The organism is Stenotrophomonas sp. 57, from assembly GCF_030291075.1.
Lineage (GTDB): Bacteria > Pseudomonadota > Gammaproteobacteria > Xanthomonadales > Xanthomonadaceae > Stenotrophomonas.
In genome coordinates this window covers 370,001-396,724 of the sequence record NZ_CP127407.1, presented here as the reverse complement: position 1 = coordinate 396,724, position 26,724 = coordinate 370,001, and the positions used below count along the sequence as shown (strand labels likewise).

Genomic DNA, 26,724 nt, shown 5'->3' with positions numbered 1-26,724 from the left:
CATGCTGCTGCGCCTGACCTGCCTGCTGTTGTTGTCGCTCTGCCTGCCGCTGGCGGCCCTGGCCGCAGATGGCCCGCTCAATGAAGTCCGTCCGGGCCTGTATGCCGGCGGCCAGCCCAGTGCCGCACAACTGCGCGAACTGGCTGCACAGGGTGTGCGCACGGTGATCGACCTGCGCCAGTCCGACGAGGACCACGGTTTCGATGAAACCCAGGTGGCCGAATCGCTGGGCCTGCGCTATGTACGCATTCCGGTGGCCGGCGCCGAGGGGCTGGATGCGCCCAATGTGCGCGCCGTGCATCAGACCCTGCAGCAGAGCCAAGGGCCGGTGCTGCTGCACTGTGCCTCCGGCAACCGCGCCGGTGCCGTGCTCGGGCTGGTCAATGCACGCTACGAACATGCCAGCCCGGAACAGGCCCTTCAGCTGGGCCAGCGTGCCGGCCTGAAGTCGCTGGGAGCCGCCACCCGCCAGCGCCTGGCCACGCCAGCCGCTTCGCCCTGATCCCCCACCGCTCAAGGATCCTGTCCACCATGACCCGCTGGTGGTCGCGCCTGCGACCCGACAACTTCACGCTCGCCCTGCTGTGCACTGTTGGCCTGGCTTCGCTGCTGCCGATGAAGGGCGCAGCCGCCATCGTGCTGGACGATGTCACCACCGTGGCCATCGCCGCGCTGTTCTTCCTGCATGGCGCGCGCCTGCCGCGCGAATCGATCATCGGCGGCATGCTGCACTGGCGCCTGCACCTGACCATCCTGGCCTGCACCTTCATCCTGTTCCCGCTGCTGGGCCTGCTGTTCAAGCCGCTGTCGGGCTGGCTGCTGACGCCGGAGCTGTACCTGGGCGTGCTGTTCCTGTGTACGTTGCCGTCCACCGTGCAGTCGTCCATCGCGTTCACCTCGATGGCCCGCGGCAATGTGCCTGCAGCGGTGTGCAGTGCCTCGTTGTCGAGCATCCTCGGCGTATTCCTGACCCCGCTGCTGCTGACTGCGCTGGCCGGCACCTCCGGCGGCGTGCACGACCCGCTGCATGCCATCGGCGGCATCATGCTGCAGCTGCTGGTCCCGTTCGTGGCCGGCCACCTGCTGCGGCCGTGGATTGCCGGCTGGGTGGAACGGCAGCGCGCGCTGCTGCGCTACACCGACCAGGCCACCATCCTGCTGGTGGTGTACTCGGCGTTCGGCGAGGCAGTGACCGAAGGGCTGTGGAGCAAGACGCCGCTGCTCTCGTTGCTGGCCGTGGCAGTGGTGGCCGCAGTGCTGCTGGGTATCGCCATGCCGCTGATCACCTTCATCGCCCGCCGCCTGCGCTTCAACCGCGAGGACGAGATCGCCATCGTGTTCTGCGGCTCGAAGAAGAGCCTGGCCACGGGTGTGCCGATCGCCAAAGTGTTATTCGCCGGTGGCAGCCTGGGTGCGATTGTGCTGCCGGTGATGATCTATCACCAGATCCAGCTGATCGTCTGCGGTGTGATCGCGCAGCGCTACGCCAGGCGCAAGCCCTGACCCGACGGGGAGAGCATCCACGCATGGCGTGGATCTACTGTAGAGCCGAGCCCACGCTCGGCTGGCGGTTGAACGGCGCAGTTGAATCCACGTCACGCGTGGATGATCAGCAGACCGAATCGCCGTCCAGCAGCCGCGCCACGCTGAATCGCGGCAGCCATACCCTCAGGTCGTAACTGCGGTCAGCACCGGTATCCACCTTGGGCGATGTCCCGGCATGACCCGGCAACTGGCGCGCCTCGCAACGTCCAGGGGCGGCACAGCCCCAACCCTCCCCGCCACGCGCCTCGATACGCACGTTGTAGAGCTCCAGATCGTTCAGCAATGCCGTCATCGGGGGGTATGCAATCATCTTCGGCTGCGTACGCATGCCATGCACATTGCCGGTCAGCACCAGCAGCCGTGCGTTGTTCGGCAATGCCTTTGCGCGCACGCGGACCTCTTCGGCCATCGCCCGGTCGCGAGCCCCACTACCCGCCGTTTCGGCAGGTAGCACGCGATCAAAACCGAATACCTGCACGTCGCGCCCCCGGCTACGCAGCGCGCGCGCCGCTTCGATCAGGTCGAGCATGTCCTTGCTGCGACGGCCGTCATGCATGCGGCTGCGGACGCTCCAGTACGGCGTGCCACGCAATGCAGCGCGCGCCTTGGCAGTGCCGGAAGACGCCAGATAGGTCGCCAGCGCGGCGTTTTCGTCAGTCGGCAGCTCCAATGCCAACCGCACCGGAGTGCCATCGGCTGCGTATGCCTCCATCAGTTCCCGAACCAGTAGCGGTGTCTCGCGGGTACCGTGGAATTCGCCCAGTACCAGCAGGCGGTGATCACCGGCGTGCTGGCGGATCTGCGCGACGGTGTCGTCGGCGGCATGCGCAGTGAAGGCCATGCCCAGCACCAGCAGCAGCGCGGTGGTCCAGCGGAAAATCGAATGCATCCGTGCTCGCTCCTTTCCTTGGGGTCAGGAACAGCAATGGCGACGCCGTTGGAGGAGATCAAGTATAGAGCCGAGCCCACGCTCGGCCGCTCTTCCAACCACCCCTCAGCCGAGCATGGGCTCGGCTCTACAGGTGGCGCTTTACAACCAGGGCAGGATCCAGTGGTCCACCAGCAGGAAGGCGAACAACGCCATCAGGTACACGATGGAGTAATAGAACATCTTCATCGAGAACAGTTCATCCGGCGGGTTCAGCATGCGCCAGGCGTACCAGAGGAACACAGCGTTGAGCACGATCGCGCCGCCCAGGTAGAACGCGCCGCTCATGCCCACCAGGTACGGCAGCAGGCAGACCAGGGCCAGCACCACCGAATACACCATGATCTGCTTGCGGGTGTGCACCACGCCGTGGGTCACCGGCAGCATCGGGATTTCGGCCTTGGCGTAGTCCTCGCGGCGGAAGATCGCCAGCGCCCAGAAGTGCGGCGGCGTCCAGATGAAGATGATCAGCACCAGCAGCGACGAGTACGCCCAGTCCGACGAGCCCTGCATGCCAGTCACCGCGGCCCAGCCCAGCATCGGCGGCATCGCGCCGGCCAGGCCACCGATGACGATGTTCTGCGAGGTCGCACGCTTCAGGTACACGGTGTAGATCACCGCGTAGCCGATCAGCGAGGCGAAGGTCAGCACCGCGGTGATCAGGTTCACCCACAGCACCAGGAGGGTCATCGACAGCACGATCAGCACGCCGGCGAACACCAGCACCTGCCACGGCTTGACCTTGCCCACCACCAGCGGGCGCCACGAGGTGCGGGCCATCTGCGCATCGATGTGCGCATCCAGCAGCTGGTTGATCGCGGCGGCGGCCGAAGCGGCCAGCCAGATACCGAGGAAGCCGAGCACGCCTGCGCGCACCTGCTCCCAGCTGGGCACGCCGGGGATGGCCAGGACCATGCCGACCAGGGCGGTAAAGACAATGAGCGCAACGACCTTGGGCTTGGTCAGGTCCCAGTACTGGCGGTAATTGGAAAACATGGAATCAGTCCGGGGCACGCAGGCGGGCCAGCAGGCTGACCAGTACGAACAACAGGGCAACGGCCACGCCGTTGTGGGCCACCGCCACTTCCAGCGGCAGCGCCAGCTTCACATTGAGGATGCCGAGGGTGACCTGCAGCACCAGCAGCGCGATCAGCGCGCTGGCCCAGCCACGCATGCTCGGCAACCGGAACAGGCGCACGCCCAGCCACAGCAGGTAGACGGCCACCACTACCGCGAACAGGCGGTGCGCCATCTGGATGGCGATGCGCGAGGCGCCATCCAGCACGCCGCCTTCGTAATCCACGCCGATGCCACGCCACAGGGTGAAGCCTTCGACGAAGTTGTGCTGCGGCCACCATTGGTTGGCGCAACGCGGGAAGTTGTCCAGCGAGGCGCTGCCACCGCCGCAGGCGAGTGCGGCGTAGTTGGCGCTGACCCAGCCCCCCAGCGCAATCTGGGTGACCAGCACCGCCACGCCGATGCGCAGCAGCCACTTCAGCTTCGGCGCTTCGGCCAGGGTGATCGGCATGTGCGTGGCGCGCCAGGCCATCCACACCAGCAGCGCGAACATCAGCATGCCGCCCAGCAGGTGGCCCATCACCACGATGGGTTTGAGCAGCAGGGTCACCGTCCACATGCCCAGCAGGGCCTGGAAGATCACCACCGCCAGGGTCAGCAGGGCAGCGCGCGCCAGATCGATGTTGCTCCAGCGCAGCGCGGCGATCAGCAGGATCGCCTCGCCTATCAGCGCCAGGGCGCTGGCGGTGCCATGCCAGCCCATCATGTACAGCGGTATGCCGGCGGCCACCAGTACGCAGGCGGTCACTACCGCCGTGCTTCCGAATCGCCGCTTGCGCGTGGCCAGCAGCGCCAGGGTCAGGATCTCGATGCCCAGCGCGCCGGCCAGGAAGCGGTGCACCTGCTCTCGCCAGGCCTTGTGCGTTTCCAGCGGGCGGATTTCCGCCGCCGGGTGGCCAATGGTTTCTTCCACGTGCTGCGGCCAGGTGGCCTGGCCATAGCAGGTGGGCCAGTCCGGGCAGCTCAGGCCGGCGTCGGACAGGCGCACGAACGCGCCGAACATGATCGTGCTCGCGGTCATGATCATGGCGAACCACGCCAGGCGGTGGAAATTGCGGTGCAGCGCCGGACGCGCGGAAAGGCTCATCAAACGGGACTCACTTCAGTTTCAGCAACGTGGCCATGTCCTTGCGCAGGCCCCCCAGGTCACTGCCGGGGGCATGGCGCATGATCACGAAGCCGTTCGGATCGATCACGTAGACCGGCAGTCCCGCCGGATCATCAACGCCCGGCAACGCCGCGCGCAGGGCTGGCGACGGAGCCAGCGGCCGCAGCGCGGGCAGCGAGGCGATCGACGCCGGTGGCGTACCCAGCCACAGGATCTCGACATTATCGGCGTTATGGCCGAACAGCTGCCACACCTTGCCCAGTCCCTGCGACAAAGTGACGCACTGCGCGTCGCAGGCACCAGCCGGTGCCACCAGCAGGCGCCAGGTCCGGGCCTCGGGGTTCCACGGGTAGGCCTGGCCAGTGGCCAGGGTCGGGCTCTTCTGGCGCAGGTCCACCGGCGGCTGCAGCAGTTGGCCGGCATTACGGTGCCCGGTCGGCTGCCAGCCGGAGAAGCGCAGCACGGCAGCCAGTGCCATCGCTCCGAAGAACACGGCAAACAGCAGCACCAGGGTCCGGCGGCCGGAGCCGCGCGCCTGCGGGGACGTAGCAGTGTTCATGCGGGGCATTTTCTCATGGTTGGGTACGGGATGCCGGTCGGGCCACGGCGCGCCTCCTGCGCCATTCCAGCACCAGCGCCACCACCAGCACGGTCAGGGCCAGGCCGAACCACTGCACGGCGTAGCCCAGGTGACGCTGCGGCGGCAAGGTGTTCGGCAGCAGGTCCAGATCGCGCTCGTCACCGAAGGGCAGTGCAGGGTCCAGGCGCAGTACACGATCGGGAAGCAACTGCACCCCCAGCGCGCTTGCCAGGCCTTCGGCTGGCAAGCGGCTGGCCAGCCAGCGACCCGCTTCCCCCGTGGCGGAGAATGCGGGGCCGAGTGCCAATCCGGCGGCCGGCGGTGGCGCCAGCAACCCACGCACCGCCACCGGCGAGGGGGGGGCCGGCAGCTCCGGCAGGGTGCGATCCGGCGGCAGTGCGCGCCATCCCAGATCGACCAGCAACACACTGCCGTCGTCACTGCGGAACGGGCGGTAGATCTTCACTCCGGCACGGCCGTGCCGGGTCTGGTTGTCCAGCAGCACCACGCCGGGAAGGAAGCGACCGTGGTCGGCCACGCCATGCAACGCACCGGGCGCTGCCAGCGCCTGCGCCAACGACAGTACCTGCGCTGCGGCTGGACCCTGTGCATCCAACATTGCCTGTTTGGCATGCATGCGCTGCAGCTGCCACAGCCCCAATGCGGTGAAACCGGCCATTGCCAGCACCGCCAGCAGCCATCCGAGCACGCGCGTGTGCTGGCGCATCATGACAAGTCCGCGCAAACGCGGTCAGATAGGCACATCCACCCTGCCCTCGAGCCGCGCATGAGTGATTCGCTGAAGACCCTGCTGGTAATCGCGTTTCTGATCGTCATCGTCTGGAATCTGGGCGCCGGCCTGTATTACCTGCTGGTCGACCGCGGCCAGACCAAGCGCACGGTCAACGCACTGACACGCCGCATCGCGGTGTCGGTGGCCTTGATCGTACTGGTGATCGTGAGCATCTACATGGGCTGGATCAAACCGCACGGCATCGGCGGCTGAGGCCACCGATGCGTGCGCGGTCAAAGCACGTAGACGAACATGAAGAGCATCAGCCACACCACGTCGACGAAGTGCCAGTACCACGCGGCGGCTTCGAAACCGAAATGGTTGTCGCGGGTGAAGTGTCCCTTGGCCGAACGCAGCCACATCACGATCAGCATGATCGTGCCCAGCAGCACGTGCGCGCCGTGGAAGCCGGTCAGCATGAAGAACGTCGAACCATAGATGCCCGAGCCGAGCGTCAGGTTCAGTTCCTTGTAGGCGTGGATGTACTCCTCCGCCTGCAGGGTCAGGAAGCCGAGGCCGAGCACCACGGTCAGGCCCAGCCAGATCAGCAGCTGGCGGCGGTTGCCGGCCTTCAGCGCGTGATGGGCGATGGTCAGGGTCACGCCGGAGGTGAGCAGGATCAGCGTGTTGATCAGCGGCAGGCCCCAGGCCGGGATGGTCTGGAACGCACCACCGATCGCTGCCGGGCCGTTGGTCGGCCAGCCGGCGGAATAGCCCTGCCAGAGCAGCTCGTTGGTCATCACCCCGCGGCCTTCGCCGCTGAGCCAGGACAGGCCCAGGTTGCGGGTGTAGAACAGCGCGCCGAAGAAGGCGCCGAAGAACATCACCTCGGAGAAGATGAACCAGATCATCCCCATCCGGAACGAGCCATCGACCTGGTGGTTGTAGTTGCCGGCCTGTGATTCGCGCACCACGTCGCTGAACCACCAGAACAGGGTCAGCACCAGCATCGCGATGCCGACGTAGAACGTCCAGCGTCCCCAGCTGGCGTCGTTGAGCCAGCTGGCCACGCCCACCATGGTCACCATCATCGCGATGGAACCCACGAACGGCCATTTGCTCTGGGCCGGGACGAAGTACACGTTGGCGTCGGTCGGTGTCTGGGCCATGTCGGTATCCGGGTCAGGGTGCGGCGTGCGCGCCTTCGGAGGTAGCCGCAGGGGCCAACCGGTCCGAGAGTGCGTCGTTGCGGTAGAAGGTGTAGGACAAGGTGATCGTCCTGATTTCCGGCGGCAGGTCCGGATCGACGATGAAGCGCACCGGCATGTCGCGCTTCTCGCCGGCCTGCAGCGTCTGCGCGGTGAAACAGAAACATTCGGTCTTGCTGAAGAAACCCGACGCGCGCGCCGGTGCCACCGATGGCACCGCACTGCCGACCACTGCCTGCTGGCTGTCGTTGCGGGCGAAGTACAGGGCCTCGTTGAGCTCGCCCGGCACCACGTCCATGGTCAGCTGTTCGGGGTGGAACGACCACGGCAGGCGCGAATTGACGCCGCCATCGAACTCCACCCGTACGGTGCGCTTGCCGGCCGTGGCACCGGCACTGGCTTCGCTGCCGGGGCCGCGCTCCAGGCGCACGCCGAATACCTTCTCGCAGGCGATGCGATACAGCGGCACCAGCGAGAACGTCAGCAGGAACACCGCCACCGCCACGCCGATCAGGCGCGGCAGCCCGGCACTGCGTGAGGTCCCGGTGGCCGGTGCGTCGCTCATCGGCCGATCACCCCACTGAGGATGAAGCCGACGTAGACCAGCACCGCGATGACGCCGACCCAGAGGGCGGTGCGCCTGGCGCGCAGGCGTTGCTGTTCGATGCCGTTTTCCGGGGCCTCGCCCGGGCTGTTGTAGAGCCGAGCCATGCTCGGCTGCGTGTCGTCAGTCGGGCATGGCTCGACTCTACTCAAGGCGTCAGCCGAGCATGGCTCGGCTCTACACGGGGCAAGTGGGCTCTCGTTATGCATGCCCCACCTCAATGCGTGATGTCGTCATGCGCCAGATCCCCCGGGCGGATGGTCGGCGGCGTGGTGAAGGTATGCGCCGGTGCCGGCGACGGCAGCGTCCATTCCAGGCCACGCGCACCTTCCCAGCTGCGCGCCTCGGCCTTCTCGCCGTTGCGCAGCGAGGACAGCAGGATCGCGGCCATCATGAACGGCGTGACGAACATGCCGAACGCACCGATCGAGCTGATCAGGTTCCAGTCGGCAAACGCCACGCTGTAATCGGGAATGCGGCGCGGCATGCCGGCTAGGCCGAGGAAGTGCTGCGGGAAGAACAGCAGGTTGACGAACACGATCGACCACCAGAAGTGCACCTTGGCCCACTTCTCGCTGTACATGCGCCCGGTCCACTTTGGCCACCAGTAGTACACCGCGGCGATCAGCGCGAACACCGCACCGGTCACCAGCACGTAGTGGAAGTGGGCGACCACGAAATAGGTGTCGTGGTACTGGAAGTCGGCGGCCACGATCGCCAGCATCAGGCCGGAGAAGCCACCGATGGTGAACAGGATGACGAAGGCCACCGACCACAGCATCGGCGCTTCGAAGGTGAGCGAGCCGCGCCACATGGTGCTGACCCAGTTGAACACCTTCACGCCGGTCGGGATCGAGATCAGCATCGTGGCGAACATGAAGTAGATCTCGCCACCCAGCGGCATGCCCACGGTGAACATGTGGTGGGCCCAGACGATGAACGACAGGAACGCGATCGCGGCAGTGGCGTACACCATCGCCTGGTAGCCGAACAGCGGCTTGCGGCTGAAGGTCGGGATGATCTCGCTGACCACGCCGAAGGCGGGCAGGATCATGATGTAGACCTCGGGGTGCCCGAAGAACCAGAAGATGTGCTGGTACATCACCGGGTCACCGCCACCGGCGGCATTGAAGAAGCTGGTGCCGAAGAACTTGTCGGTCAGCAGCATGGTCACCGCACCGGCCAGCACCGGCATCACCGCAATCAGCAGGAACGCTGTGATCAGCCAGGCCCAGCAGAAGATCGGCATCTTCAGCAGGTCGATGCCCGGCGCGCGCATGTTCAGCACGGTGGCGATGATGTTGATCGCGCCCATGATCGAACTGATGCCTGCCACATGGATGGCGAACACGCTGAAGGCGACGTTGTAGCCGCCCTGCAGCGACAGCGGCGGGTACAGCGTCCAGCCACCGGCCGGTGCGCCACCGGGCAGGAACAGCGTCAGCAGCAGCAGGCTGAAGGCTACCGGCAGCAACCAGAACGACCAGTTGTTCATGCGCGGCAGGGCCATGTCCGGCGCACCGATCTGCAGCGGGATCATCCAGTTGGCCAGGCCGACGAAGGCCGGCATCACGCCGCCGAAGATCATCACCAGCGCATGCACGGTGGTCATCTGGTTGAAGAACTCGGGCTTGACGAACTGCAGGCCCGGCTGCGCCAGCTCGGCGCGGATCACCACGCTCATCGCCGCACCGATGATGAACATGATGAAGCTGAAACCCAGGTACAGCGTGCCGATGTCCTTGTGATTGGTCGAAAAGAACCAACGCTCGAAGAAGCTCTGGTGGTGATGGTGATCGTCGTGCCCAACTGCCGAGTGCGCCATTGCAAAACACCTCTCAGAATCGGTTGTCACCACGGTCGCGAGCGGCCGCGGGCTTTACATCACGCGCCGCTGGCTGCGGTGGCAGGTGCGCTGCCGGCTTCGGCAGCCGCGGGTGCTGCCGGCGCCTCGCCCGCAGGTGCCGCCGGCGCTGCAGGTATCGCGGGCGTTGTGGGCGCGGCCGGCGGCGCCGGCTTGCGCTGCGCCAGCCACTGCTTGAACGCCTCCTTGGACACCGCCTCGACCACGATCGGCATGAAGCCGTGGTCCTTGCCGCACAGCTCGGCGCACTGGCCGCGGTACACGCCGGGCTGCTCGATGCTGGTCCAGGCCTCGTTGATGAAACCGGGGATGGCGTCCTGCTTCCAGCCCAGCGCCGGCACCCACCAGGCGTGGATCACGTCGTCTGAAGTGATGACGAAGCGCACCTTGGTATCGACCGGCAGCACCAGGCGGTTGTCGACGTCCAGCAGGTAGTGCGGATGGCTCTCGCGGGTCGGCACGATGCCGCTCTGCCGCACCCGATCCGACTCGCGGTCCAGGCGGCTGGTGAAGGTGACGTTCTCGCCGAGGTATTCGTACTTCCACATCCACTGGTAGCCGGTGACCTTCACCGTCATCTCGGCATCGCGGGTGTCGTACATCTTGATCAGGTTGGCCGTGGCCGGCCATGCCATCACGATCAGGATGATCACCGGGATCACCGTCCAGATGATCTCGGCCTTGGTGTTGTGGCTGAAGGTGGCCGCGACCGCGCCCTTGGATTTGCGGAACTTGAAGATGGCGTAGGCCATCGCCCCGAACACGATGACGCCGATCACCGTGCAGATGATCAACGAGAGGTTGTTCGATTCCCAGGCCAGGCGCGAGGTCTGGGTCACCCCCTTGCCCATGTTCAGCTGCCACGGCTTGGGATCGGCCGCCTGGGCCCAGGCCAACGCCGGCATCAGTCCCCCGGTCGCCAGCACTGCGGCCACCGCGTTCACGCACTTCGTGCCCCACCTGCTGCTTTGCTTCATTGCCTAGACCCTTAGCGTCGTCGGTTGCCGCCATCGCTGGCGGCGAGCAAGCTTTCAAGTGTCTCTGCGAGCGTCTGACGTTCGGCCGGCGCGAGGAAACTCCCCACCTCCACCTGCCGGCCGCTGGATGCCAGCCGGACCCTCTCATCGTCGGTGAGCAGGCGCACCCAATGGGGGTGGGCCCGGAACACCGGCGATCCACCGGGTACGGGAATGACCTCCACGTACGCCGGCACTACCCGGATCTCCTCCTGTCGTTCACCACTGCGCCACAAGGCACGCAGCGCCGCCGCCAGCACCAGGCTGTAAAGCAGCGCGAACAGGGGCGCGAATGCATTGCCGGCCAACCACCCAAGGGCGGACACCAGCCACATCGCACCCGACAACACGGTGAACAACAGGACGAACTGCCGGGCATCGAGCGCCCGTGGGGGACGCAGCCGCAGCTGCGTACCTGACCCATCCGGAGCTGGAAGCACCTCGATCATGTCGCAACCGCGTTCCTGCCGCGGGAAACGTCTCGATGGTAGCCCCGCCCTCTCGCCGGTAGCAAGGGTGCATTCACACTTTTTCCGATGCTGCAACACAGCATGAGGCCGGCGGCGCGAATGACGAATTCGGCACAAATGCGACCGAGTTTGCTGAACACGCCAAATCCACCACGGTTAGGGGCTATCAGCCCTTCATGAAGGTATCTGCGCGGCACTTCCGAAGGCCGCAAAAATGTTTAAAATCGCCAAGTTTTCCACTGGCCGGACCGGCATGAACGCACCTTCCTCCTCCCCTGCCGCGCACGACGCCCCGCGTCCCGGCGCGCTGCTGTCGCCGGAACTGCCGGCGCCCCCCAACCCGTTCCGCCAGGCCATCACCGATGCCTGGTTGAAGGACGAGGCCAGCCATGTGCGCGAGCTGCTGGCGCAGGCCCGCCTGCCCGCCGAGGAACAGGCCAGGGTGCAGGCGCTGGCCGCCGATCTGGTCGGCCGCGTGCGCGTGCGTGCCAAGGACCAGGGCGCCATCGAAGCCTTCATGCGCCAGTACGACCTGGGCAGCGAGGAAGGCGTGCTGCTGATGTGCGTGGCCGAGGCGCTGCTGCGCATTCCGGACCAGGACACCGCCGACAAGCTGATCCGCGACAAGCTGGCCGATGCCGACTGGGAAAAGCACCTGGGCGGCAGCGACTCGGTGCTGGTCAACGCCTCCACCTGGGGCCTGATGCTGACCGGCAAGCTGGTGCAGATGAACGACGCCACCCGCGCCGATGCCCCCAGCGCGTTCAAGCGCCTGGTCGGCCGCGTCGGTGAGCCGGTGGTGCGCCTGGCCGTGCGCCAGGCCATGAAGATCATGGGCCACCAGTTCGTCATGGGCCGCACCATCAGCGAAGCGCTGGCGCGCTCGCACAAGGGTGACAACGCCAGCTACCGCTACTCGTTCGACATGCTGGGCGAAGGCGCGCTGACCATGAAGGACGCGCTGCGCTACCTGGAAGACTACCGTCGTGCGATCCACGCCATCGGCGGTGACCACAAGGCACGCGGCGGCCGTCCGGATGGCGACGTCAACAACGCGCCGGGCATCTCGATCAAGCTGTCGGCGCTGTACCCGCGCTACGAGCACGCCAAGCGCGAGCGCGTGCTGAAGGACCTGGTGCCGGGCGTGCTGGAACTGGCGCAGCTGGCCAAGAGCTACGGCATCGGCTGCACCGTCGACGCCGAAGAGTCCGACCGCCTGGAACTGTCGCTGGACATCATCGAGCAGGTGTTCTCCGATGCCTCGCTGTCCGGCTGGGATGGCTTCGGCGTGGTCGTGCAGGCCTACCAGAAGCGCACCCCGTACACGATCGACCACCTGGCCGACATGGCGCGCCGCGCCGGTCGCCGCCTGCAGGTGCGCCTGGTCAAGGGCGCCTACTGGGATGCCGAGATCAAGCGCGCGCAGATCGAAGGCTATCCGGGCTACCCGGTGTTCACCCGCAAGCAGAACACCGACGTCTCCTACCTGGCCTGCGCCAAGCGTCTGTTCACGCATGCCGATGCGATCTACCCGATGTTCGCCACGCACAACGCGCACACCATCGCGGCGGTGCGCAGCATCGCCAACGGTGGCGTGTACGAACACCAGAAGCTGCACGGCATGGGCGACGACCTGTACGCCGAAGTGGTGCCGGCCGACCGCCTGGGCCTGCCGTGCCGCGTGTATGCGCCGGTCGGTTCGCATGAAGACCTGCTGCCCTACCTGGTGCGCCGCCTGCTGGAAAACGGCGCCAACTCCAGCTTCGTCAACCGCATCACCGACGAACGCGTGCCGATCGCCGACCTGATCCGCGATCCGGTCGAGATGGTCGCCTCGTTCGCTTCGATTCCGCATCCCAAGATCCCGCTGCCGGTTGACCTGCTGCGCAGCCAGAACCACGACAGGAAGAACTCCATGGGCGCCAACCTCGCCAACGACAACGAACTGCGCGCCCTGGCCGAGCAGATCAACGCTGCAGTGAAGCCGTGGCAGGCCGCTCCGCTGGTGCCGGGTGCGAACCCCGCCGGCGCCACACTGCCGGTGACCAACCCGGCCGACACCCGCGAAGTGGTCGGCCAGTGGCTGGCCGCCGATGCTGCCACCGTGCAGAAGGCCCTGGCCAACGCCGTGGCCGCGCAGCCGGCCTGGAACCGCACCCCGGCCGCCAGCCGCGCCGCCATCCTCGAGCACGCCGCCGACCAGCTGGAAGCGCGCATGCCGGAGTTCATGGCGCTGTGCGTGAAGGAAGCCGGCAAGAGCCTGCCCGACAGCATCGCCGAAGTGCGCGAAGCGGTGGACTTCCTGCGCTACTACGCCAAGCAGGCGCGCGAGCAGTTCAGCCACGCCGAGAAGCTGCCCAGCCCGACCGGTGAATCCAACGAGCTGCAGCTGCACGGCCGCGGCGTGTTCGTCTGCATCAGCCCGTGGAACTTCCCGCTGGCGATCTTCCTGGGCCAGGTGGCCGCCGCACTGGCCGCCGGCAACAGCGTCATCGCCAAGCCGGCCGAGCAGACCAACCTGATCGGCTACTACGCCGTGAAGCTGCTGCACGACGCCGGCGTGCCGGCCGAGGTGGTGCAGTTCCTGCCGGGCGACGGTGCCACCGTCGGTGCCGCGCTGACCGCCGACCCGCGCGTGGCCGGCGTGGCCTTCACCGGCTCCACCGACACCGCCCGTGCGATCAACCGCGCGATGGCCGCGCGTGATGCCGCCATCGGTGTGCTGATCGCCGAAACCGGCGGCCAGAATGCCTTCATCGCCGATTCCTCGGCGCTGCCGGAACAGCTGGTCAAGGACGCGATCGGTTCGGCCTTCACCTCCGCCGGCCAGCGCTGCTCGGCCGCGCGCGTGCTGTTCGTGCAGGACGACATCGCCGACAAGGTGATGACCATGCTGGCCGGTGCGATGAAGGAACTGAAGGTCGGCAACCCCGGCCTGCTGTCCACCGACGTCGGCCCGGTGATCGACGCCGATGCGCTGAAGATCCTGCAGGACCACGCCGCGCGCATGGACCGCGAAGCGCGCCTGATCGCTGCTGCCGAACTGTCCACCGAAGCCGCCAACGGCACGTTCTTCGCACCGCGTGCGTATGAATTGAAGGACCTGGCCCAGCTGCAGAAGGAAGTGTTCGGTCCGGTGCTGCACGTCATCCGCTGGAAGGGCGACCAGCTCGACGCGGTGATCGACCAGATCAACGCCACCGGCTACGGCCTGACCTTGGGCGTGCATTCGCGCATCGACGAAACCGTTGATCGCATCAGCAACGGCGTCCACGTCGGCAACGTCTACGTCAACCGCAACCAGATCGGTGCGGTGGTCGGCGTGCAGCCGTTCGGCGGCCAGGGCCTGTCCGGCACCGGCCCGAAGGCCGGCGGCCCGCACTACCTGCTGCGCTTCGCCACCGAAAAGACGGTGACGGTGAACACCACCGCCGCCGGTGGCAACGCCTCGCTGCTGACCCTGGGCGACTGATTCCAGACGTCATGCAGTGAACGAAAAACCCCGCGAACGCGGGGTTTTTTTGTGCTTTGCTTCCTGTAGAGCCGAGCCCACGCTCGGCTTTCCTGGCGCAGCCGAGCATGGGCTCGGCGCTACAGAGGCAGGGCGACACTGAACCGATTGGCCGCCCGCTTCGCCAGCTCGCCCTGCACGCGTGCGATGCGCGTCTCCACATCGCCTTCCAGCAGCACATACTCGACACCTGCTACCTGCAACTGCTGCAGATACCACGCATGCTGCTGCGCCCGGAACGCCTCGCCCACACGGGTTCCGTCCTGGTCGAACGGAATATCCGGCGCGCACAGGAACAGCAGGTCGTACCTTCGTCGCGCTGCCTGTCGCAGCGGCTCCGGTGCGGTACCGAACATCCATCCGCTGTAACCCAGTGTTACCAGCGGCGTGGTATCGCAGAACAGCCAGCGCTGCGCCGTCAGCGCCGCCGCATCCTCACGCCGGGGCTGCTCTTCGGCGATGCGCAGCAGGTCCGGTTCGCGCAGGTCACCGCCCTGCATCTCCCACAGCGTCCGCCCGTATTCCGCTACCCATGTCGTGTCCATGCGCTCGGCCAGCACGCGCGCCAGCGTGGTCTTGCCGGTGGATTCGCCACCGATGAAGGCCACGCGCTGCACGTAGTCCGCATACACCTGTGGCGCTAGGCCATGCCGAAGCGCATGCGGATCAGCGCGCAGCTGGGTACCGCTGGGCTGGCCGACATCGCGGCTGCGCTCCAGCCGCTGGTGCTGCACCGGTGCGTGGAAATGCGCGGCCAGCGCCGCGGCGAAACCATCGCCGTAGTCTTCACCGGTGAACACCGCCTGCACCGGCCCACCAAACAGGTGCAGGCACAGCCAGGCGGTGAAATCGCGCTGCGCCTGCTCGCTGTCGCTGTCGCGTGGCAGCGCGCGCGGTGGCAGGCCGTGCTGTTCGCAGAGCGCGGCCAGGCGGGCATCGTCCAGCACCGCCACCGTCGCCTGCGGAAAGCGCGCCCGCAGCCAACGTTCGCGGCGGGCGGCGCTGTAACCGGCAAAGCCCGGCTGCGACCAGCCGATCACCAGCAGCTGCCGGCAGTGCGCGGCGGCGAAGTCGATCAGGTGTTCATGGCCGCGGTGCAGCGGGCAGAACTTTCCCACCACCAGGCCCCGCGCAACGCGCTCAGGCAGCGGCATCGGCTGCCCTGGCCTCGGTCCGCATCAGGAGGCGCCAGTGGCGCAGGGCGACCAGCGCGTTTATCCAGAAACCGATGTAAAGGATCGAGGTCAGGTGCAGTCCTCGGCTGTAGTACAGCGGCACCGCCACGGTATTCACCAGCAGCCACACCCACCACGATTCCAGCTTGCGGCGCATCATCAGGATCTGCGCGATCACGCTCAGCACCAGCACCGCCGAATCGATATACGGTGCATAAGCATTGGTCAGGCGGGTCAGCATCCAGCCGTAGCCGAAGGTTGCGACCACCGCCAGCGGCGCCAGCCAGACCCAGGCGCGTGGTCGCAAGGAGGTGATCGGCAGCGGCGCGCCGTGGTTACCACGCAGCCACTGCCACCAGCCCAGCACGCTGATGGCGATGAAGAAGAACTGCAGCACCATGTCTGCATACAGGTGAGAGCGCTCGAACACCGCCGCGAACAGCGCGCAGCCGACGACGCCCAGCCACCAGGTGTGCACGTTGTTGCGGCCCGCCAGCAGGATCGAGCCGGCGACGGCGATGTTGGCGGCCAGCTCCAGCTGGAAGTTCGGGTCAGACAGGTTCATCGCGCTATTGTCGTTGATCCGCGCGCCATGCGTGGATCACTCCTGCGCACTGGGGTCAGAGCCCTTTCCTTCGGAAAGGGTTTCGCTCCCGCCACACCGCAGCAGATGCACGCCATGCATGGATGGCCGCCGCCACAAAAAGAAAGCCCCGCTTGCGCGGGGCTCTCTCGTGCTGCTTCAGGCCAGGGCCTGGATCAGAACTTGTACTGCATCGAAGCTGCCAGCACGTCGCCGCTCACCTTGTACTTGCCGGTCACGGTGTTGCCGGTGGCCGAGGTCGAGGTGATGTTCGGATCCTTGGTGAACAGGTGGGTGTAGCCCACGCTGTATTCCATCTTGTCCGAAGCGGCATAGGTCAGGCCCAGCGACAGCCACTTGCGGGTGGTGTCCGGCACGCGCACGTCGCGGTGGGCGTCGGTGGTCGGGGTCTGGTCGTAGGCGAGACCGCCGCGCAGGGTCAGCTTCTCGTTCATGCGGTACTCGGTACCGATCGACGCGAAGGTGGTGTCGCGGTAGTGGAACGGCAGCACGCTGTCCGGCTGGTTGGAGTCATAGTCGACGGTGACCTGGTCGAACTTGCTCCACGCCGTGCGCGTGACTTCGGCCATGATCTGCCACTGGTCGTTCACGCGGTGGGTGAAGCCCACGGTGGCGCTGGCCGGCAGGGTGATGGTCGCGCGGCCGTTGCTGTCGATGAAGGTACCCGGGGCCGCAGTCCGCAGGAACTGCTCGGCGGCCGGCGTCATGGTGAAGTCGGCCTTGCCGTCGGTGATCTTGTGTTCGACTTTCGAGCGGTAGCTGAAGGCGATGTTGGTGCCTTCCACCGGGGTGACGGTCATGCCCAGGGTGTAGCCCACGGACACTTCATCGCCCTTGATGCGCAGGTAGCCATCGGCGGTACCCGGCGAGAAGCCGAGCTGGGCCGCCTGACGGCCGGCGGCCTGTGCGGCAGCGGCGGCCTGGGCCGGGGTGCGGCCAGCGGCCAGCGCAGCGGCTGCAGCACGCTGCTGGGCGCTGGCATTGATCGCGCTGCCACCGTCAACGGCGCTGGTCAGGTCGACGTTCAGGCGCTCGGCGAATACCGAGGCACCGAACGACAGGTACGGGTTGACGTCGTAGGAGAACGCCACGCCCAGGTCGATCGCCTGCAGCTCGGTCTTGACGCCGTTGTAGCGGCCGACCCAGTCACGGTCGTATTCGGTCTTGAAGCCGAACGGCACGGTCAGCGATGCGCCGAAGTGCATGTTCTCCTTCTCGCCGAACGGCAGGTGGAAGTAGGCGGCCGGAACCGGGGCGATCATGCCGGCATCGCCGCCGTTGCCACCGGAAATCGGAGCGCCGTTGGCGTACTTGCCCTGGCCACGGAACTTGGCGCCGAAGCTGATGGCGCTGACGTCGCCCTGGATCAGGGTGCCGTCGAGCAGGCGCATGGAGGCCGGGTTGGTGGCGATGACCGAGGCGTCACCTTCGGTCGAGGTGGAGCCGGCGAACGCGCGGCCCAGGCCCTTGGCGCTGTTTTCCTTCAGCTGGAAGGCGGCAGCATTGGCATCGGCGGCGGCCAGCGCACCGGCAACGCCGACGGCCAGCAGGGTCAGTCGGGCAATGGTGGAAGCGGTTTGCATCGTAGTTCTCTCTCCGGTAAGCGGTGATGTTGCTCTGAGTGCGCCTGCGCCCGATCGGCCCGTGGGCCCTTCGAAGCGCGCCGGATTCCCCTCCCGACATACGACGCCGTATGCGAGTATTACCCAGAGCTGTTAATGAAACAATAACAGCGCAGGCGGTTTTTTCGTCTCAAAAGCTGAACAGGACCGTCCCCACCGAAAGTGGCCGCACGCTAGGCTATTGGCATGTTCGTCTCGCTCCCGTCCCGCAAGAAGGCGGCCCTGCGCTGGGCCACGCCCGTGCTGTTTGCGGCACTGTGGCTGGCGTTCCTGTGGTCGATCTCGCGCCCGGACGATGCCCGTGGCAGCCTCTGGCTGGACTGGGGTGCCCTGTCCACCGGCCTGACCCACCCGCTGGACTGGTGGGCGACCCTGCAGGACGGCAGCGTGCTGCGGCTGTTCACCGCCCTGTTCCTGCACGCGGACTGGTCGCACCTGCTGGGCAACCTGGTGTTCCTGCTGATCTTCGGCCTGCCCGCCGAACGGGTGCTGGGGCCGTGGCGCCTGCTGCTGCTGTTCCTGGTGGGCGGCGCGGTATCCAATCTTGTGGCGATCTACACGATGGGCAGCCCGGACCAGATCATCATCGGTGCCAGCGGTGCAGTGTCGGCGCTGATTGGCGCCTACCTGGCGCTGTTCCCGGGCGCCCGGCTGGGCGTGGTGATTCCGCTGGGCCTGTTCCTGGAGTTCGTACGCGCCCCGGCCTATCTGCTGATCGGGGTCTGGGCGGCATTGCAGGTGGTGTTCGCCCACATCGGCCCGAGCTTCGGCATGGTGGCCTGGTGGGCGCACATCGGCGGCTTCGTATTTGGCCTGGTGTACGGCGTGTACGTGCGCGCCGCGATCGCGCGCCGCCTGCGCAAGCGGCACGGGTTCTGACCCGCTGGTAGTGCCGGCCGCTGGCCGGCGAGCGCCTGTGTCTTCTGCCCCGGGCCTACGCCGGGCAGGGCCCGGCGCTACCGTCAGGGCTTGGCCGGGGCCGGGATGGGCTTGGCTTCCGGCTTGGTTTCCGGCTTTGCTTCCGGCTTTGCTTCCGGCTTTGCTTCCGGCTTTGCTTCCGGCTTTGCTTCCGGCTTTGCTTCCGGCTTCGCTTCCGGCCTTGCTTCCGGCTTTGCCGCCGCGGCCTTCGCGGCCTTGGCCGCATCTGCCTTGGCGGCTTCGGCCTTCAACCGTGCCACCACCGAACCGGGATTCTTCAGTTCGGCCAGCGCATCGTTGATCGGGCCGTCGCCTGGCAGCACCGCGCCGGCGTGGTAGCCCTCGGTGCCTTCGTCATCGCCGCGCAGGTGGCCCGGCAAGGTCGCTTCGCTGTAATCGCTCAGGCTGGCCGGCAGAGCATCGTCGGCCGGCGTCGGGGCGGGCTTCAACTCGACGTCCGGCACGATGCCGGTGGCCTGGATCGACTTGCCGCTGGGCGTGTAATAGCGCGCGGTAGTCAGCTTCACCGAGTCGCCGTTGTCCAGCGGCAGCACGGTCTGCACCGAACCCTTGCCGAAGGTACGGCTGCCGACCACGCGTGCGCGCTTGTTGTCGCGCAGCGCGCCGGCCAGCACTTCCGAGGCACTGGCCGAACCGGCATCGGCCAGCACCACCACCGGTGCGCCCTTCAGCAGGTCGCCCGGCGTCGCATCGAAGCGTGCATCACTGATGCTGATGCGGCCGCGGGTGCTGACGATGTTGCCCTTGTCGAGCAGATCGTCGGCCACCTGCACGGCGGCGGTCAGCAGGCCACCCGGGTTGCTGCGCAGGTCCAGCACCAGGCCCTTGAGCTGGCCACCGGACTGCTTCTGCAACTGCTGTACGTGCTTCTGGAAGTCCGAACCGGTATCGGCCTGGAAGGTGCTGAGGCGGATGTAGCCATAGCCCGGCTCCAGCAGACGGCTGCGCACGCTGGTGACGCGGATGGTCTGGCGGGTGAGGCTGACATCGAACGGCTTCGGCTTGCCATCGCGCACGATGGTCAGCACCACCTTGCTGCCGGCCGGGCCGCGCAGCGGCTCGCTGGCATCGATCGCACTGATCGGCTTGCCGTCGATGGCGATGATCAGGTCACCGGCAAGGATGCCGGCCTTGGCCGCCGGCGTGTCGTCGATCGGCGAGATCACCTTCATGCTGGCGTTGTCCGGCTGCTGCTGCAGCTCCACGCCGATGCCTTCGTAGGCGCCGTTGGCCTGTTCGTCGAAGGCCTGCGCGTCTTCCTTGTTGAAGTAGGTGCTGTGCGGATCGAGATCCAGCAGCAGGCCGCGCACCGCCGACTGCATCAGCTTCTTGTCATCGACCGGATCGACATAGGCCGCTCGCACCGCGTTGTACACGGCCACGAAGCGGCGGATCTCCTCCAGCGGCACCTTCGAGGTCACCGCCTCCTCGCTGTTCGCTGCCTGCCCGCTGGTTTCCTGGCTCGGGGCGGGCGCGGTCTGCTGCGCCCAGGACAGCGCCGGCAACAGGGCCAGCAAGAGGGTGGCGGTACGGGCTGCGCGCATGGATCACTCCTGTCGACGTTGGCATCGTGCCCAAGGCACATGCACCGATTATGCGCGAAGCACAGCTAAATTCCCGTTGAATCCACCCTGCACGCGGAGGCGCTGGATTCAGCGCCGCTGCAGCCAGCTGTCGGGGTTCACCGGCTGCCCGCCACGGCGCAGCTCGAAGTACAGCGCGGTAACGCCCTGTCCGCCGGAATTGCCGACCTTGGCCACCGCATCGCCACGGCTGACCCGCGCGCCGGCGTCCTTCAGCAGGGTGTCGTTGTGCGCGTACAGGCTCATGTAGCCGTTGCCGTGATCGACGATCAGGATCATGCCGTAGCCGGTCATCCAGTCGGAGAACACCACGGTGCCGTCGGCCACGGCGGTAACGGTGCTGCCGGCGGGCGCGCCGATCAGCACACCGCTGCTGGTGCGGCCATCGGGCAGCTTGCCGCCATAGCGCGCCAGCAGGTTGCCCGACAACGGCCAGCCCAGGCCACCGACCTTGGGGGCCGGTGCGGAGGCGACGGCAGGCGGCACCTTGGTTGGCGGCTGCTGCGGACGGCCCTCCGCAGCAGCCTGGCGTGCGGCCTTTTCCGCGGCGGCCTTCTCGGCCGCGGCGCGGCGCGCTGCGGCGCGGCGCTCGGCTTCAGCCCGGGCCGCGGCGGCACGCAGGTTGGCCAGCAGCGTTTCCAGTGCCTTGGCATCCTGGCCCAGCGCCTGTTCCTTCTCGCGCTGGTCCTTGAAGCGTTCGTCCAGCGAAGCCACCGTCTTTGCGCGATCGCGGCGATCGGCTTCCAGTGCGGCTGCCTGCTGCTTCTGGTCCTGCTGCGTCCCCTGCAGCTTCTGCTTGCGCTCGGCGATCTGCGCCTGCACCGCTTCCAGTTCCTTCAGGTCAGCAGTCAGCGTGGTGATGCGCTGTGCGCGCTCGCGCTGCAGGTAGCGGTGGTAGGCCAGTGCACGGTTGGCGTCGGCCACCGTGTCCTGCGACAGCAGCAGCTTCAGCGGTGCGTGGTTGCCCAGCTGATACGCCGCACGCAGCAGCCCGGCCAGTTCGCGATGCTGCTGGGCCAGGTTGGTCTGCAGGGTGTTGCGGCGCTGTTCGGCTTCGGCGAGGGCGCGGCCCTGCTCGCGCAGCGCGGCTTCCGTCTGCGCAAGTGCACGGCCGGTGCGGGCCACCTTCTCGTCGGCCTCGCGCAACTGCTGCGACGCCTGGCCGCGCTGGCCTTCAATCTGCCGCCGCTCCTGCGCCACGCCTTTCAGTTCGGTGCGCAGCTTCTGCAGTTTGCGCTCGGCCTCGCGGGTGGTCTGCGCGGCACCCGGCAGTGGCAGCGCCAAGGCAATGGCCAGCCCCAACAGCAGGCAGCGCCCGCCGCGGGCAGCGGCGATGTGACGTCGGCGTGATGGGAAGGCGTTGTTGCGCAAGGGCTTTCCAGTGACTTCAGGCAGTTGCAGGGGGTACCGGGGAATGGTGACATCTCCGCACGCGGCCTGCCAGCCGCACATCCATCGAGGCCCCATGAAAACTCTTTCCATTCCGCTGTTGTTGGGCGTCCTGCTCGTCGCCGCCCCGGCCGGCGCCCAGGACAACATCAGCAAGGTCAACGGCAGCATCAGTGCCGAACCTGGCCAGCGCTACGGCAAGCTGGACACCGTCAACGGGGGGATCCGTGTCGGTGAAGGCGTCGAGACCGGCAGCATCGACACCGTCAACGGCGGGGTCAAGGTCGCCGACCGTGCACGCACCGGCAAGATCGAAACGGTCAACGGCGGGGTGCGCCTTGGCCGTGAGGTGATCGCCCGCGGCAGCGTCAGCACCGTCAACGGCAGCATCTTCAGCGACCGCGGCAGCCAGGTCGAAGGCGGCGTCGAGACCGTGAACGGCGGTATCGGCCTGGTCGAAAGCCGCGTCGGCAAGGACGTGGAGACCGTCAACGGCGACATCACCGTCGGCATCGGTTCCCAGGTCAACGGCGGCGTGCACGTGCGCAAGCCGAACTTCAGTGTCTCGCTGACCGCCAGCCGCAAGCCGCGCGTGATCATCGGCCCGAATGCGGTGGTCAACGGTCCGCTGCAGTTCGAGCGCGAGGTGGTGCTGTACGTGCATCGCACCGCCCGTATCGGGCCGGTGACCGGCGCCGAGCCGATCCCGTTCGACACCGAAACCGCTCCGGCGGACTGAGCGCACCGGACCGCTTGGTTCGGTGATACTCGCTGACACCGGCCGTGCACGACGTGCGGCCGCCCTTTGTTTTCCAGGAATCGACGATGCCCCGCAAACTCCTCCTGTGCCTGGCCGCCGCGGCCGCGCTCAGTGCCTGCAAAGGCGACGACACGCCGGCCACCGCGCCGGCCGCCGATACCGCTGCCGTTGCCCCGAAGCCGGCCGCTCACCAGTTCTCCCCGGAGATCAACGCCGGCGACTTCGCCGAGATGGTCAAGACGCTGGCTTCGGATGAATTCGAAGGCCGCGCCCCGGGCAGCAAGGGTGAGGAACTGACGGTCAACTACATCCGCGACCAGATGCAGCGCATCGGCCTGCAGCCCGGCAACGGCGACAGCTGGTTCCAGGATGTGCCGATGACCGAAACCACGGCCGACGCATCGACCGTGCTGAAGATCACCCAGGGCGGCAAGACCACCGAGCTGAAGTTCGGTACCGACATGGTGGTCGGCACCCGTACCGGCCAGGCCGAGGTGAAGGTCGACGCCAGCGACCTGGTGTTCGTCGGCTACGGCGTCGATGCGCCCGAACAGAAGTGGAACGACTACGCCGGCCAGGATTGGAAGGGCAAGACCGTCGTGATGTTCGTCAACGACCCGGGCTTCCATGTCGATGACGCAACGTTGTTCGACGGCAAGCGCATGACCTACTACGGCCGCTGGACGTACAAGTTCGAGGAGGCCGCCCGCAAGGGCGCCGCAGCCGCGCTGATCGTGCACGACACCGCGGGCGCGTCCTACGGCTGGGATGTGGTGAAGAACTCCTGGGCCGGCCCGCAGTACGACCTGCCGGCCAAGGATGACCCGGAAGCCCGTATTCCGGTACAGGGCTGGCTGAGTGCCGACGCCGCCAAGGCGCTGTTTGCCGGTGCCGGCCTGGACCTGGCACAGGCTTACAAGGATGCCAGCAAGCGCGGCTTCAAGCCGGTGCCGTTGAAGGCCACCGCGGCCGTCGACCTGAAGAGCCAGATCGCGCAGAAGCAGTCGCGCAACGTGGTGGGCGTGCTGCCGGGCAGCAAGCGTGCCGACGAAGCCGTGCTGTACATGGCGCACTGGGATCACCTGGGCAAGCACGAGGGTGAGACCGGCGACAACATCTACAACGGTGCGGTCGACAACGCGACCGGCGTGGCCGGCATCCTTGAGGTGGCCGAAGCCATGGCCCACCAGGATCCGAAGCCGGAGCGTTCGGTGGTGTTCCTGGCCGTGACGCTGGAAGAGTCCGGCCTGCTGGGTTCCAAGTACTACGTCTCCCACCCGACCTTCCCGCTGGACAAGATCGCCGGTGTGATCAACATCGATGCGATGTCGGTGGCCGGCCGCGCCAAGGACGTGACCGTCACTGGCTTCGGCAGCTCCGAGCTGGAGGACATCCTCAAGCCGCTGGCTGCGGCCCAGGGCCGTACCCTGCACGGTGAGACCTCGGTGCAGAGCGGCTTCTACTTCCGCTCGGATCACTTCAACTTCGCCAAGGCCGGTGTGCCGGCCCTGTACGCCGATGGCGGCGAGGACCTGCGCGAGGGTGGCGTGGAAGCGGGCCGCAAGGCCGCGGCGGACTACGGCGCCAACCGCTACCATAGCCCGAAGGACGAGTTCGACGCGGCCACCTGGAAGCTGGACGGCACGGTGGAAGACCTGCAGCTGATGTACGGCGTCGGCAAGGAACTGGCCGGTGGCGATCGTTGGCCGGACTGGTACGAGGGCAACCCGTTCAAGGCGGCTCGCGACGCGATGATGAAGGACAAGGCCCCGGCCAGGTAAGTCGGGCCATTCTCGACTGAACATCGGTGAGAGCAGAGCGGCGCCCCACGGGGCGCCGCTTTTTTTGTGCGCTCCACCATGGGTGGGTGCCAACCTTGGTTGGCACCTTGGTTCCCCGCCGAGAGCCACCACGCATGGGTGGGTCTATCTGGCCACCGATCGCGGTGTGTGCCTGCTGTGGGGAGTTACCAACCTTGGTAGGCGCCTGGGTTACGTGCCCGGCGTTTCCCGCGCACAAAGAAAAACCCCGCTGCGTGAGCAGCGGGGTTTTGGGTGTAAACCCTGGCGATGACCTACTCTCGCATGGCTTGAGCCACACTACCATCGGCGCAGCTGCGTTTCACTTCCGAGTTCGGGATGGGATCGGGTGGTTCCACAGCGCTAATTTCACCAGGGAGACGGTTGCAGCAGCGCTTGCAGCGCCAGCTTCGCGATCTTGCCCTTGGGGCGGAAGGAACCCGGAAAATGCAGTGCCTTCACTTAATAAGAAAAACCCCGCTGCGTGAGCAGCGGGGTTTTGGGTATAAACCCTGGCGATGACCTACTCTCGCATGGCTTGAGCCACACTACCATCGGCGCAGCTGCGTTTCACTTCCGAGTTCGGGATGGGATCGGGTGGTTCCACAGCGCTAATTTCACCAGGGAGGCTTTTGGAGAGTCGCACTCGTCCCGATGGGACAAGGCGCCAGCCTCGCATAGTTCTTGTGACGTAGCGTGCACTTGGATGCTCTTACGACGTTGTCGTAAAGCCAAGGCAACTTGAGGTTATATGGTCAAGCCGCACGGATCATTAGTATCAGTTAGCTCAATACATTGCTGTACTTACACACCTGACCTATCAACCACGTAGTCTACATGGTTCCTTCAGGGGGCTTGTGCCCCGGGAGATCTCATCTTGAGGCGCGCTTCCCGCTTAGATGCTTTCAGCGGTTATCGCTTCCGAACATAGCTACCCGGCAATGCCACTGGCGTGACAACCGGAACACCAGAGGTTCGTCCACTCCGGTCCTCTCGTACTAGGAGCAGCCCCTCTCAAATCTCCAACGCCCATGGCAGATAGGGACCGAACTGTCTCACGACGTTCTGAACCCAGCTCGCGTACCACTTTAAATGGCGAACAGCCATACCCTTGGGACCGACTACAGCCCCAGGATGTGATGAGCCGACATCGAGGTGCCAAACACCGCCGTCGATATGAACTCTTGGGCGGTATCAGCCTGTTATCCCCGGAGTACCTTTTATCCGTTGAGCGATGGCCCTTCCATACAGAACCACCGGATCACTAAGTCCTAGTTTCCTACCTGCTTGATCCGTCGATCTTGCAGTCAAGCACGCTTATGCCTTTGCACACAGTGCGCGATGTCCGACCGCGCTGAGCGTACCTTCGAGCTCCTCCGTTACTCTTTAGGAGGAGACCGCCCCAGTCAAACTACCCACCATACACGGTCCCCGACCCAGATAATGGGCCCAGGTTAGAACGTCAAGCACGACAGGGTGGTATTTCAAGGATGGCTCCGCTGCAGCTAGCGCCACAGTTTCATAGCCTCCCACCTATCCTACACAGACGAACTCAACGTTCAGTGTAAAGCTATAGTAAAGGTTCACGGGGTCTTTCCGTCTTGCCACGGGAACGCTGCATCTTCACAGCGATTTCAATTTCACTGAGTCTCGGGTGGAGACAGCGCCGCTGTCGTTACGCCATTCGTGCAGGTCGGAACTTACCCGACAAGGAATTTCGCTACCTTAGGACCGTTATAGTTACGGCCGCCGTTTACTGGGGCTTCGATCAAGAGCTTCGCCTTGCGGCTGACCCCATCAATTAACCTTCCAGCACCGGGCAGGCGTCACACCCTATACGTCCACTTTCGTGTTTGCAGAGTGCTGTGTTTTTGATAAACAGTCGCAGCGGCCTGGTTACTGCGACCCTCTTCAGCTATAGCTCGCATGAGCCACCAAAAAGGGTGCACCTTCTCCCGAAGTTACGGTGCCATGTTGCCTAGTTCCTTCACCCGAGTTCTCTCAAGCGCCTGAGAATTCTCATCCTACCCACCTGTGTCGGTTTACGGTACGGTCTGCGTAAGCTGAAGCTTAGGAGCTTTTCCTGGAAGCGTGGTATCAGTGACTTCGCCATAAAGGCTCGTCTCGGTGCTCGGTCTTGAAGGATCCCGGATTTGCCAAAGATCCAAACCTACCGCCTTTCCCCAGGACAACCAACGCCTGGTACACC

Annotated in this window: 23 protein-coding genes and 3 rRNA genes (1 of these 26 running past the window's edge); 7 read left to right on the top strand and 19 right to left on the bottom strand. The window is 66.0% G+C overall.

Annotated features, from left to right (window positions below):
- Position 1 precedes the first annotated feature (1 nt).
- Together QP512_RS01750 and QP512_RS01745 are read left to right on the top strand one after the other, a co-directional pair.
- Positions 2-502 carry a protein tyrosine phosphatase family protein gene (locus QP512_RS01750; protein ID WP_286070720.1) on the top strand — a complete coding sequence of 167 codons (501 nt, stop codon included), beginning with the start codon at positions 2-4 and terminating at the stop codon, positions 500-502.
- Positions 503-531: 29 nt separating this feature from the next.
- Positions 532-1,503 (top strand): bile acid:sodium symporter family protein, encoded by a 972-nt coding sequence (locus QP512_RS01745; RefSeq protein WP_286070719.1) that lies wholly within the window; start codon positions 532-534, stop codon positions 1,501-1,503.
- A gap of 106 nt (positions 1,504-1,609) precedes the next feature.
- On the opposite strand, the gene QP512_RS01740 is transcribed toward QP512_RS01745, so the two are convergent.
- The 5 genes from QP512_RS01740 to QP512_RS01720 all read right to left on the bottom strand — a co-directional run bounded on the left by QP512_RS01740 (position 1,610) and on the right by QP512_RS01720 (position 5,968).
- Positions 1,610-2,434: a calcium-binding protein gene (locus QP512_RS01740; protein ID WP_286070718.1), complete on the bottom strand. Its 825-nt coding sequence runs from the start codon at positions 2,432-2,434 to the stop codon at positions 1,610-1,612.
- Positions 2,435-2,575: 141 nt separating this feature from the next.
- On the bottom strand, positions 2,576-3,469 hold the full coding sequence (gene cyoE, locus QP512_RS01735) for a heme o synthase (protein ID WP_019662220.1): 894 nt from the start codon (positions 3,467-3,469) through the stop codon (positions 2,576-2,578).
- 4 nt (positions 3,470-3,473) lie between these two features.
- Positions 3,474-4,637 carry a COX15/CtaA family protein gene (locus QP512_RS01730; RefSeq protein WP_057501836.1) on the bottom strand — a complete coding sequence of 388 codons (1,164 nt, stop codon included), beginning with the start codon at positions 4,635-4,637 and terminating at the stop codon, positions 3,474-3,476.
- Between the two features lie 10 nt (positions 4,638-4,647).
- Positions 4,648-5,217 carry a hypothetical protein gene (locus tag QP512_RS01725; RefSeq protein ID WP_286070717.1) on the bottom strand — a complete coding sequence of 190 codons (570 nt, stop codon included), beginning with the start codon at positions 5,215-5,217 and terminating at the stop codon, positions 4,648-4,650.
- 13 nt (positions 5,218-5,230) lie between these two features.
- A complete protein-coding gene (locus tag QP512_RS01720) occupies positions 5,231-5,968 on the bottom strand; it encodes an SURF1 family protein (protein ID WP_286070716.1) in 738 nt (245 codons plus the stop codon).
- Between the two features lie 57 nt (positions 5,969-6,025).
- Here QP512_RS01720 and QP512_RS01715 point away from each other — a divergent pair, with 57 nt between their 5' ends.
- The gene (locus QP512_RS01715; RefSeq protein ID WP_008264755.1) at positions 6,026-6,244 is read left to right on the top strand and encodes a twin transmembrane helix small protein; all 219 of its coding nucleotides are present in this window, start codon (positions 6,026-6,028) and stop codon (positions 6,242-6,244) included.
- Between the two features lie 20 nt (positions 6,245-6,264).
- Here the strand turns inward: QP512_RS01715 and QP512_RS01710 are convergent, their stop codons facing one another.
- The 6 genes from QP512_RS01710 to QP512_RS01685 form a co-directional block, all read right to left on the bottom strand.
- Positions 6,265-7,140: a cytochrome c oxidase subunit 3 gene (locus QP512_RS01710; RefSeq protein WP_217014911.1), complete on the bottom strand. Its 876-nt coding sequence runs from the start codon at positions 7,138-7,140 to the stop codon at positions 6,265-6,267.
- Between the two features lie 13 nt (positions 7,141-7,153).
- Positions 7,154-7,744 carry a cytochrome c oxidase assembly protein gene (locus QP512_RS01705; RefSeq protein ID WP_286070715.1) on the bottom strand — a complete coding sequence of 197 codons (591 nt, stop codon included), beginning with the start codon at positions 7,742-7,744 and terminating at the stop codon, positions 7,154-7,156.
- Positions 7,741-7,890, bottom strand: coding sequence for a hypothetical protein (locus QP512_RS01700; protein WP_286070714.1), 150 nt, complete (start codon positions 7,888-7,890; stop codon positions 7,741-7,743). The genes QP512_RS01705 and QP512_RS01700 overlap by 4 nt, the downstream gene beginning before the upstream one ends.
- A gap of 110 nt (positions 7,891-8,000) precedes the next feature.
- A complete protein-coding gene (gene ctaD, locus QP512_RS01695; RefSeq protein ID WP_005407790.1) occupies positions 8,001-9,608 on the bottom strand; it encodes a cytochrome c oxidase subunit I in 1,608 nt (535 codons plus the stop codon).
- Between the two features lie 59 nt (positions 9,609-9,667).
- The gene (coxB, locus tag QP512_RS01690; RefSeq protein WP_286070713.1) at positions 9,668-10,624 is read right to left on the bottom strand and encodes a cytochrome c oxidase subunit II; all 957 of its coding nucleotides are present in this window, start codon (positions 10,622-10,624) and stop codon (positions 9,668-9,670) included.
- 11 nt (positions 10,625-10,635) lie between these two features.
- Complete coding sequence (locus QP512_RS01685) at positions 10,636-11,112, bottom strand: DUF2244 domain-containing protein (protein ID WP_004153894.1); 477 nt, start codon at positions 11,110-11,112, stop codon at positions 10,636-10,638.
- A 274-nt stretch (positions 11,113-11,386) separates the two neighbouring features.
- On the opposite strand from QP512_RS01685, the gene putA reads away from it, so the two are divergent.
- On the top strand, positions 11,387-14,605 hold the full coding sequence (gene putA, locus QP512_RS01680; protein WP_286070712.1) for a bifunctional proline dehydrogenase/L-glutamate gamma-semialdehyde dehydrogenase PutA: 3,219 nt from the start codon (positions 11,387-11,389) through the stop codon (positions 14,603-14,605).
- Between the two features lie 119 nt (positions 14,606-14,724).
- On the opposite strand, the gene QP512_RS01675 is transcribed toward putA, so the two are convergent.
- From QP512_RS01675 to QP512_RS01665, 3 genes are all read right to left on the bottom strand, one after another.
- Positions 14,725-15,798 (bottom strand): AAA family ATPase, encoded by a 1,074-nt coding sequence (locus tag QP512_RS01675; protein ID WP_286070711.1) that lies wholly within the window; start codon positions 15,796-15,798, stop codon positions 14,725-14,727.
- The gene (gene pnuC, locus QP512_RS01670; RefSeq protein WP_286070710.1) at positions 15,785-16,384 is read right to left on the bottom strand and encodes a nicotinamide riboside transporter PnuC; all 600 of its coding nucleotides are present in this window, start codon (positions 16,382-16,384) and stop codon (positions 15,785-15,787) included. The genes QP512_RS01675 and pnuC overlap by 14 nt, the downstream gene beginning before the upstream one ends.
- Before the next feature lie 194 nt (positions 16,385-16,578).
- The gene (locus QP512_RS01665; protein ID WP_286070709.1) at positions 16,579-18,006 is read right to left on the bottom strand and encodes an outer membrane protein transport protein; all 1,428 of its coding nucleotides are present in this window, start codon (positions 18,004-18,006) and stop codon (positions 16,579-16,581) included.
- A gap of 225 nt (positions 18,007-18,231) precedes the next feature.
- Here QP512_RS01665 and QP512_RS01660 point away from each other — a divergent pair, with 225 nt between their 5' ends.
- The gene (locus QP512_RS01660) at positions 18,232-18,924 is read left to right on the top strand and encodes a rhomboid family intramembrane serine protease (RefSeq protein ID WP_005407784.1); all 693 of its coding nucleotides are present in this window, start codon (positions 18,232-18,234) and stop codon (positions 18,922-18,924) included.
- Between the two features lie 83 nt (positions 18,925-19,007).
- Here the strand turns inward: QP512_RS01660 and QP512_RS01655 are convergent, their stop codons facing one another.
- Positions 19,008-20,528, bottom strand: a complete 1,521-nt coding sequence (locus QP512_RS01655; protein ID WP_286070708.1) for a S41 family peptidase — start codon at positions 20,526-20,528, stop codon at positions 19,008-19,010.
- Positions 20,529-20,636: 108 nt separating this feature from the next.
- Positions 20,637-21,938 (bottom strand): peptidoglycan DD-metalloendopeptidase family protein, encoded by a 1,302-nt coding sequence (locus QP512_RS01650; protein ID WP_286070707.1) that lies wholly within the window; start codon positions 21,936-21,938, stop codon positions 20,637-20,639.
- A 94-nt stretch (positions 21,939-22,032) separates the two neighbouring features.
- On the opposite strand from QP512_RS01650, the gene QP512_RS01645 reads away from it, so the two are divergent.
- Both QP512_RS01645 and QP512_RS01640 read left to right on the top strand, forming a co-directional pair.
- Positions 22,033-22,695 carry a hypothetical protein gene (locus QP512_RS01645; protein ID WP_286070706.1) on the top strand — a complete coding sequence of 221 codons (663 nt, stop codon included), beginning with the start codon at positions 22,033-22,035 and terminating at the stop codon, positions 22,693-22,695.
- A gap of 86 nt (positions 22,696-22,781) precedes the next feature.
- Complete coding sequence (locus tag QP512_RS01640) at positions 22,782-24,497, top strand: M28 family metallopeptidase (protein ID WP_286070705.1); 1,716 nt, start codon at positions 22,782-22,784, stop codon at positions 24,495-24,497.
- A 280-nt stretch (positions 24,498-24,777) separates the two neighbouring features.
- Here the strand turns inward: QP512_RS01640 and rrf (QP512_RS01635) are convergent.
- The 3 genes from rrf (QP512_RS01635) to QP512_RS01625 all read right to left on the bottom strand — a co-directional run.
- Positions 24,778-24,892 (bottom strand): 5S ribosomal RNA (rrf, locus tag QP512_RS01635).
- A 133-nt stretch (positions 24,893-25,025) separates the two neighbouring features.
- Positions 25,026-25,140, bottom strand: a 5S ribosomal RNA gene (gene rrf, locus QP512_RS01630).
- Positions 25,141-25,266: 126 nt separating this feature from the next.
- Positions 25,267-26,724, bottom strand: a 23S ribosomal RNA gene (locus QP512_RS01625); it runs 1,422 nt beyond the window's last position.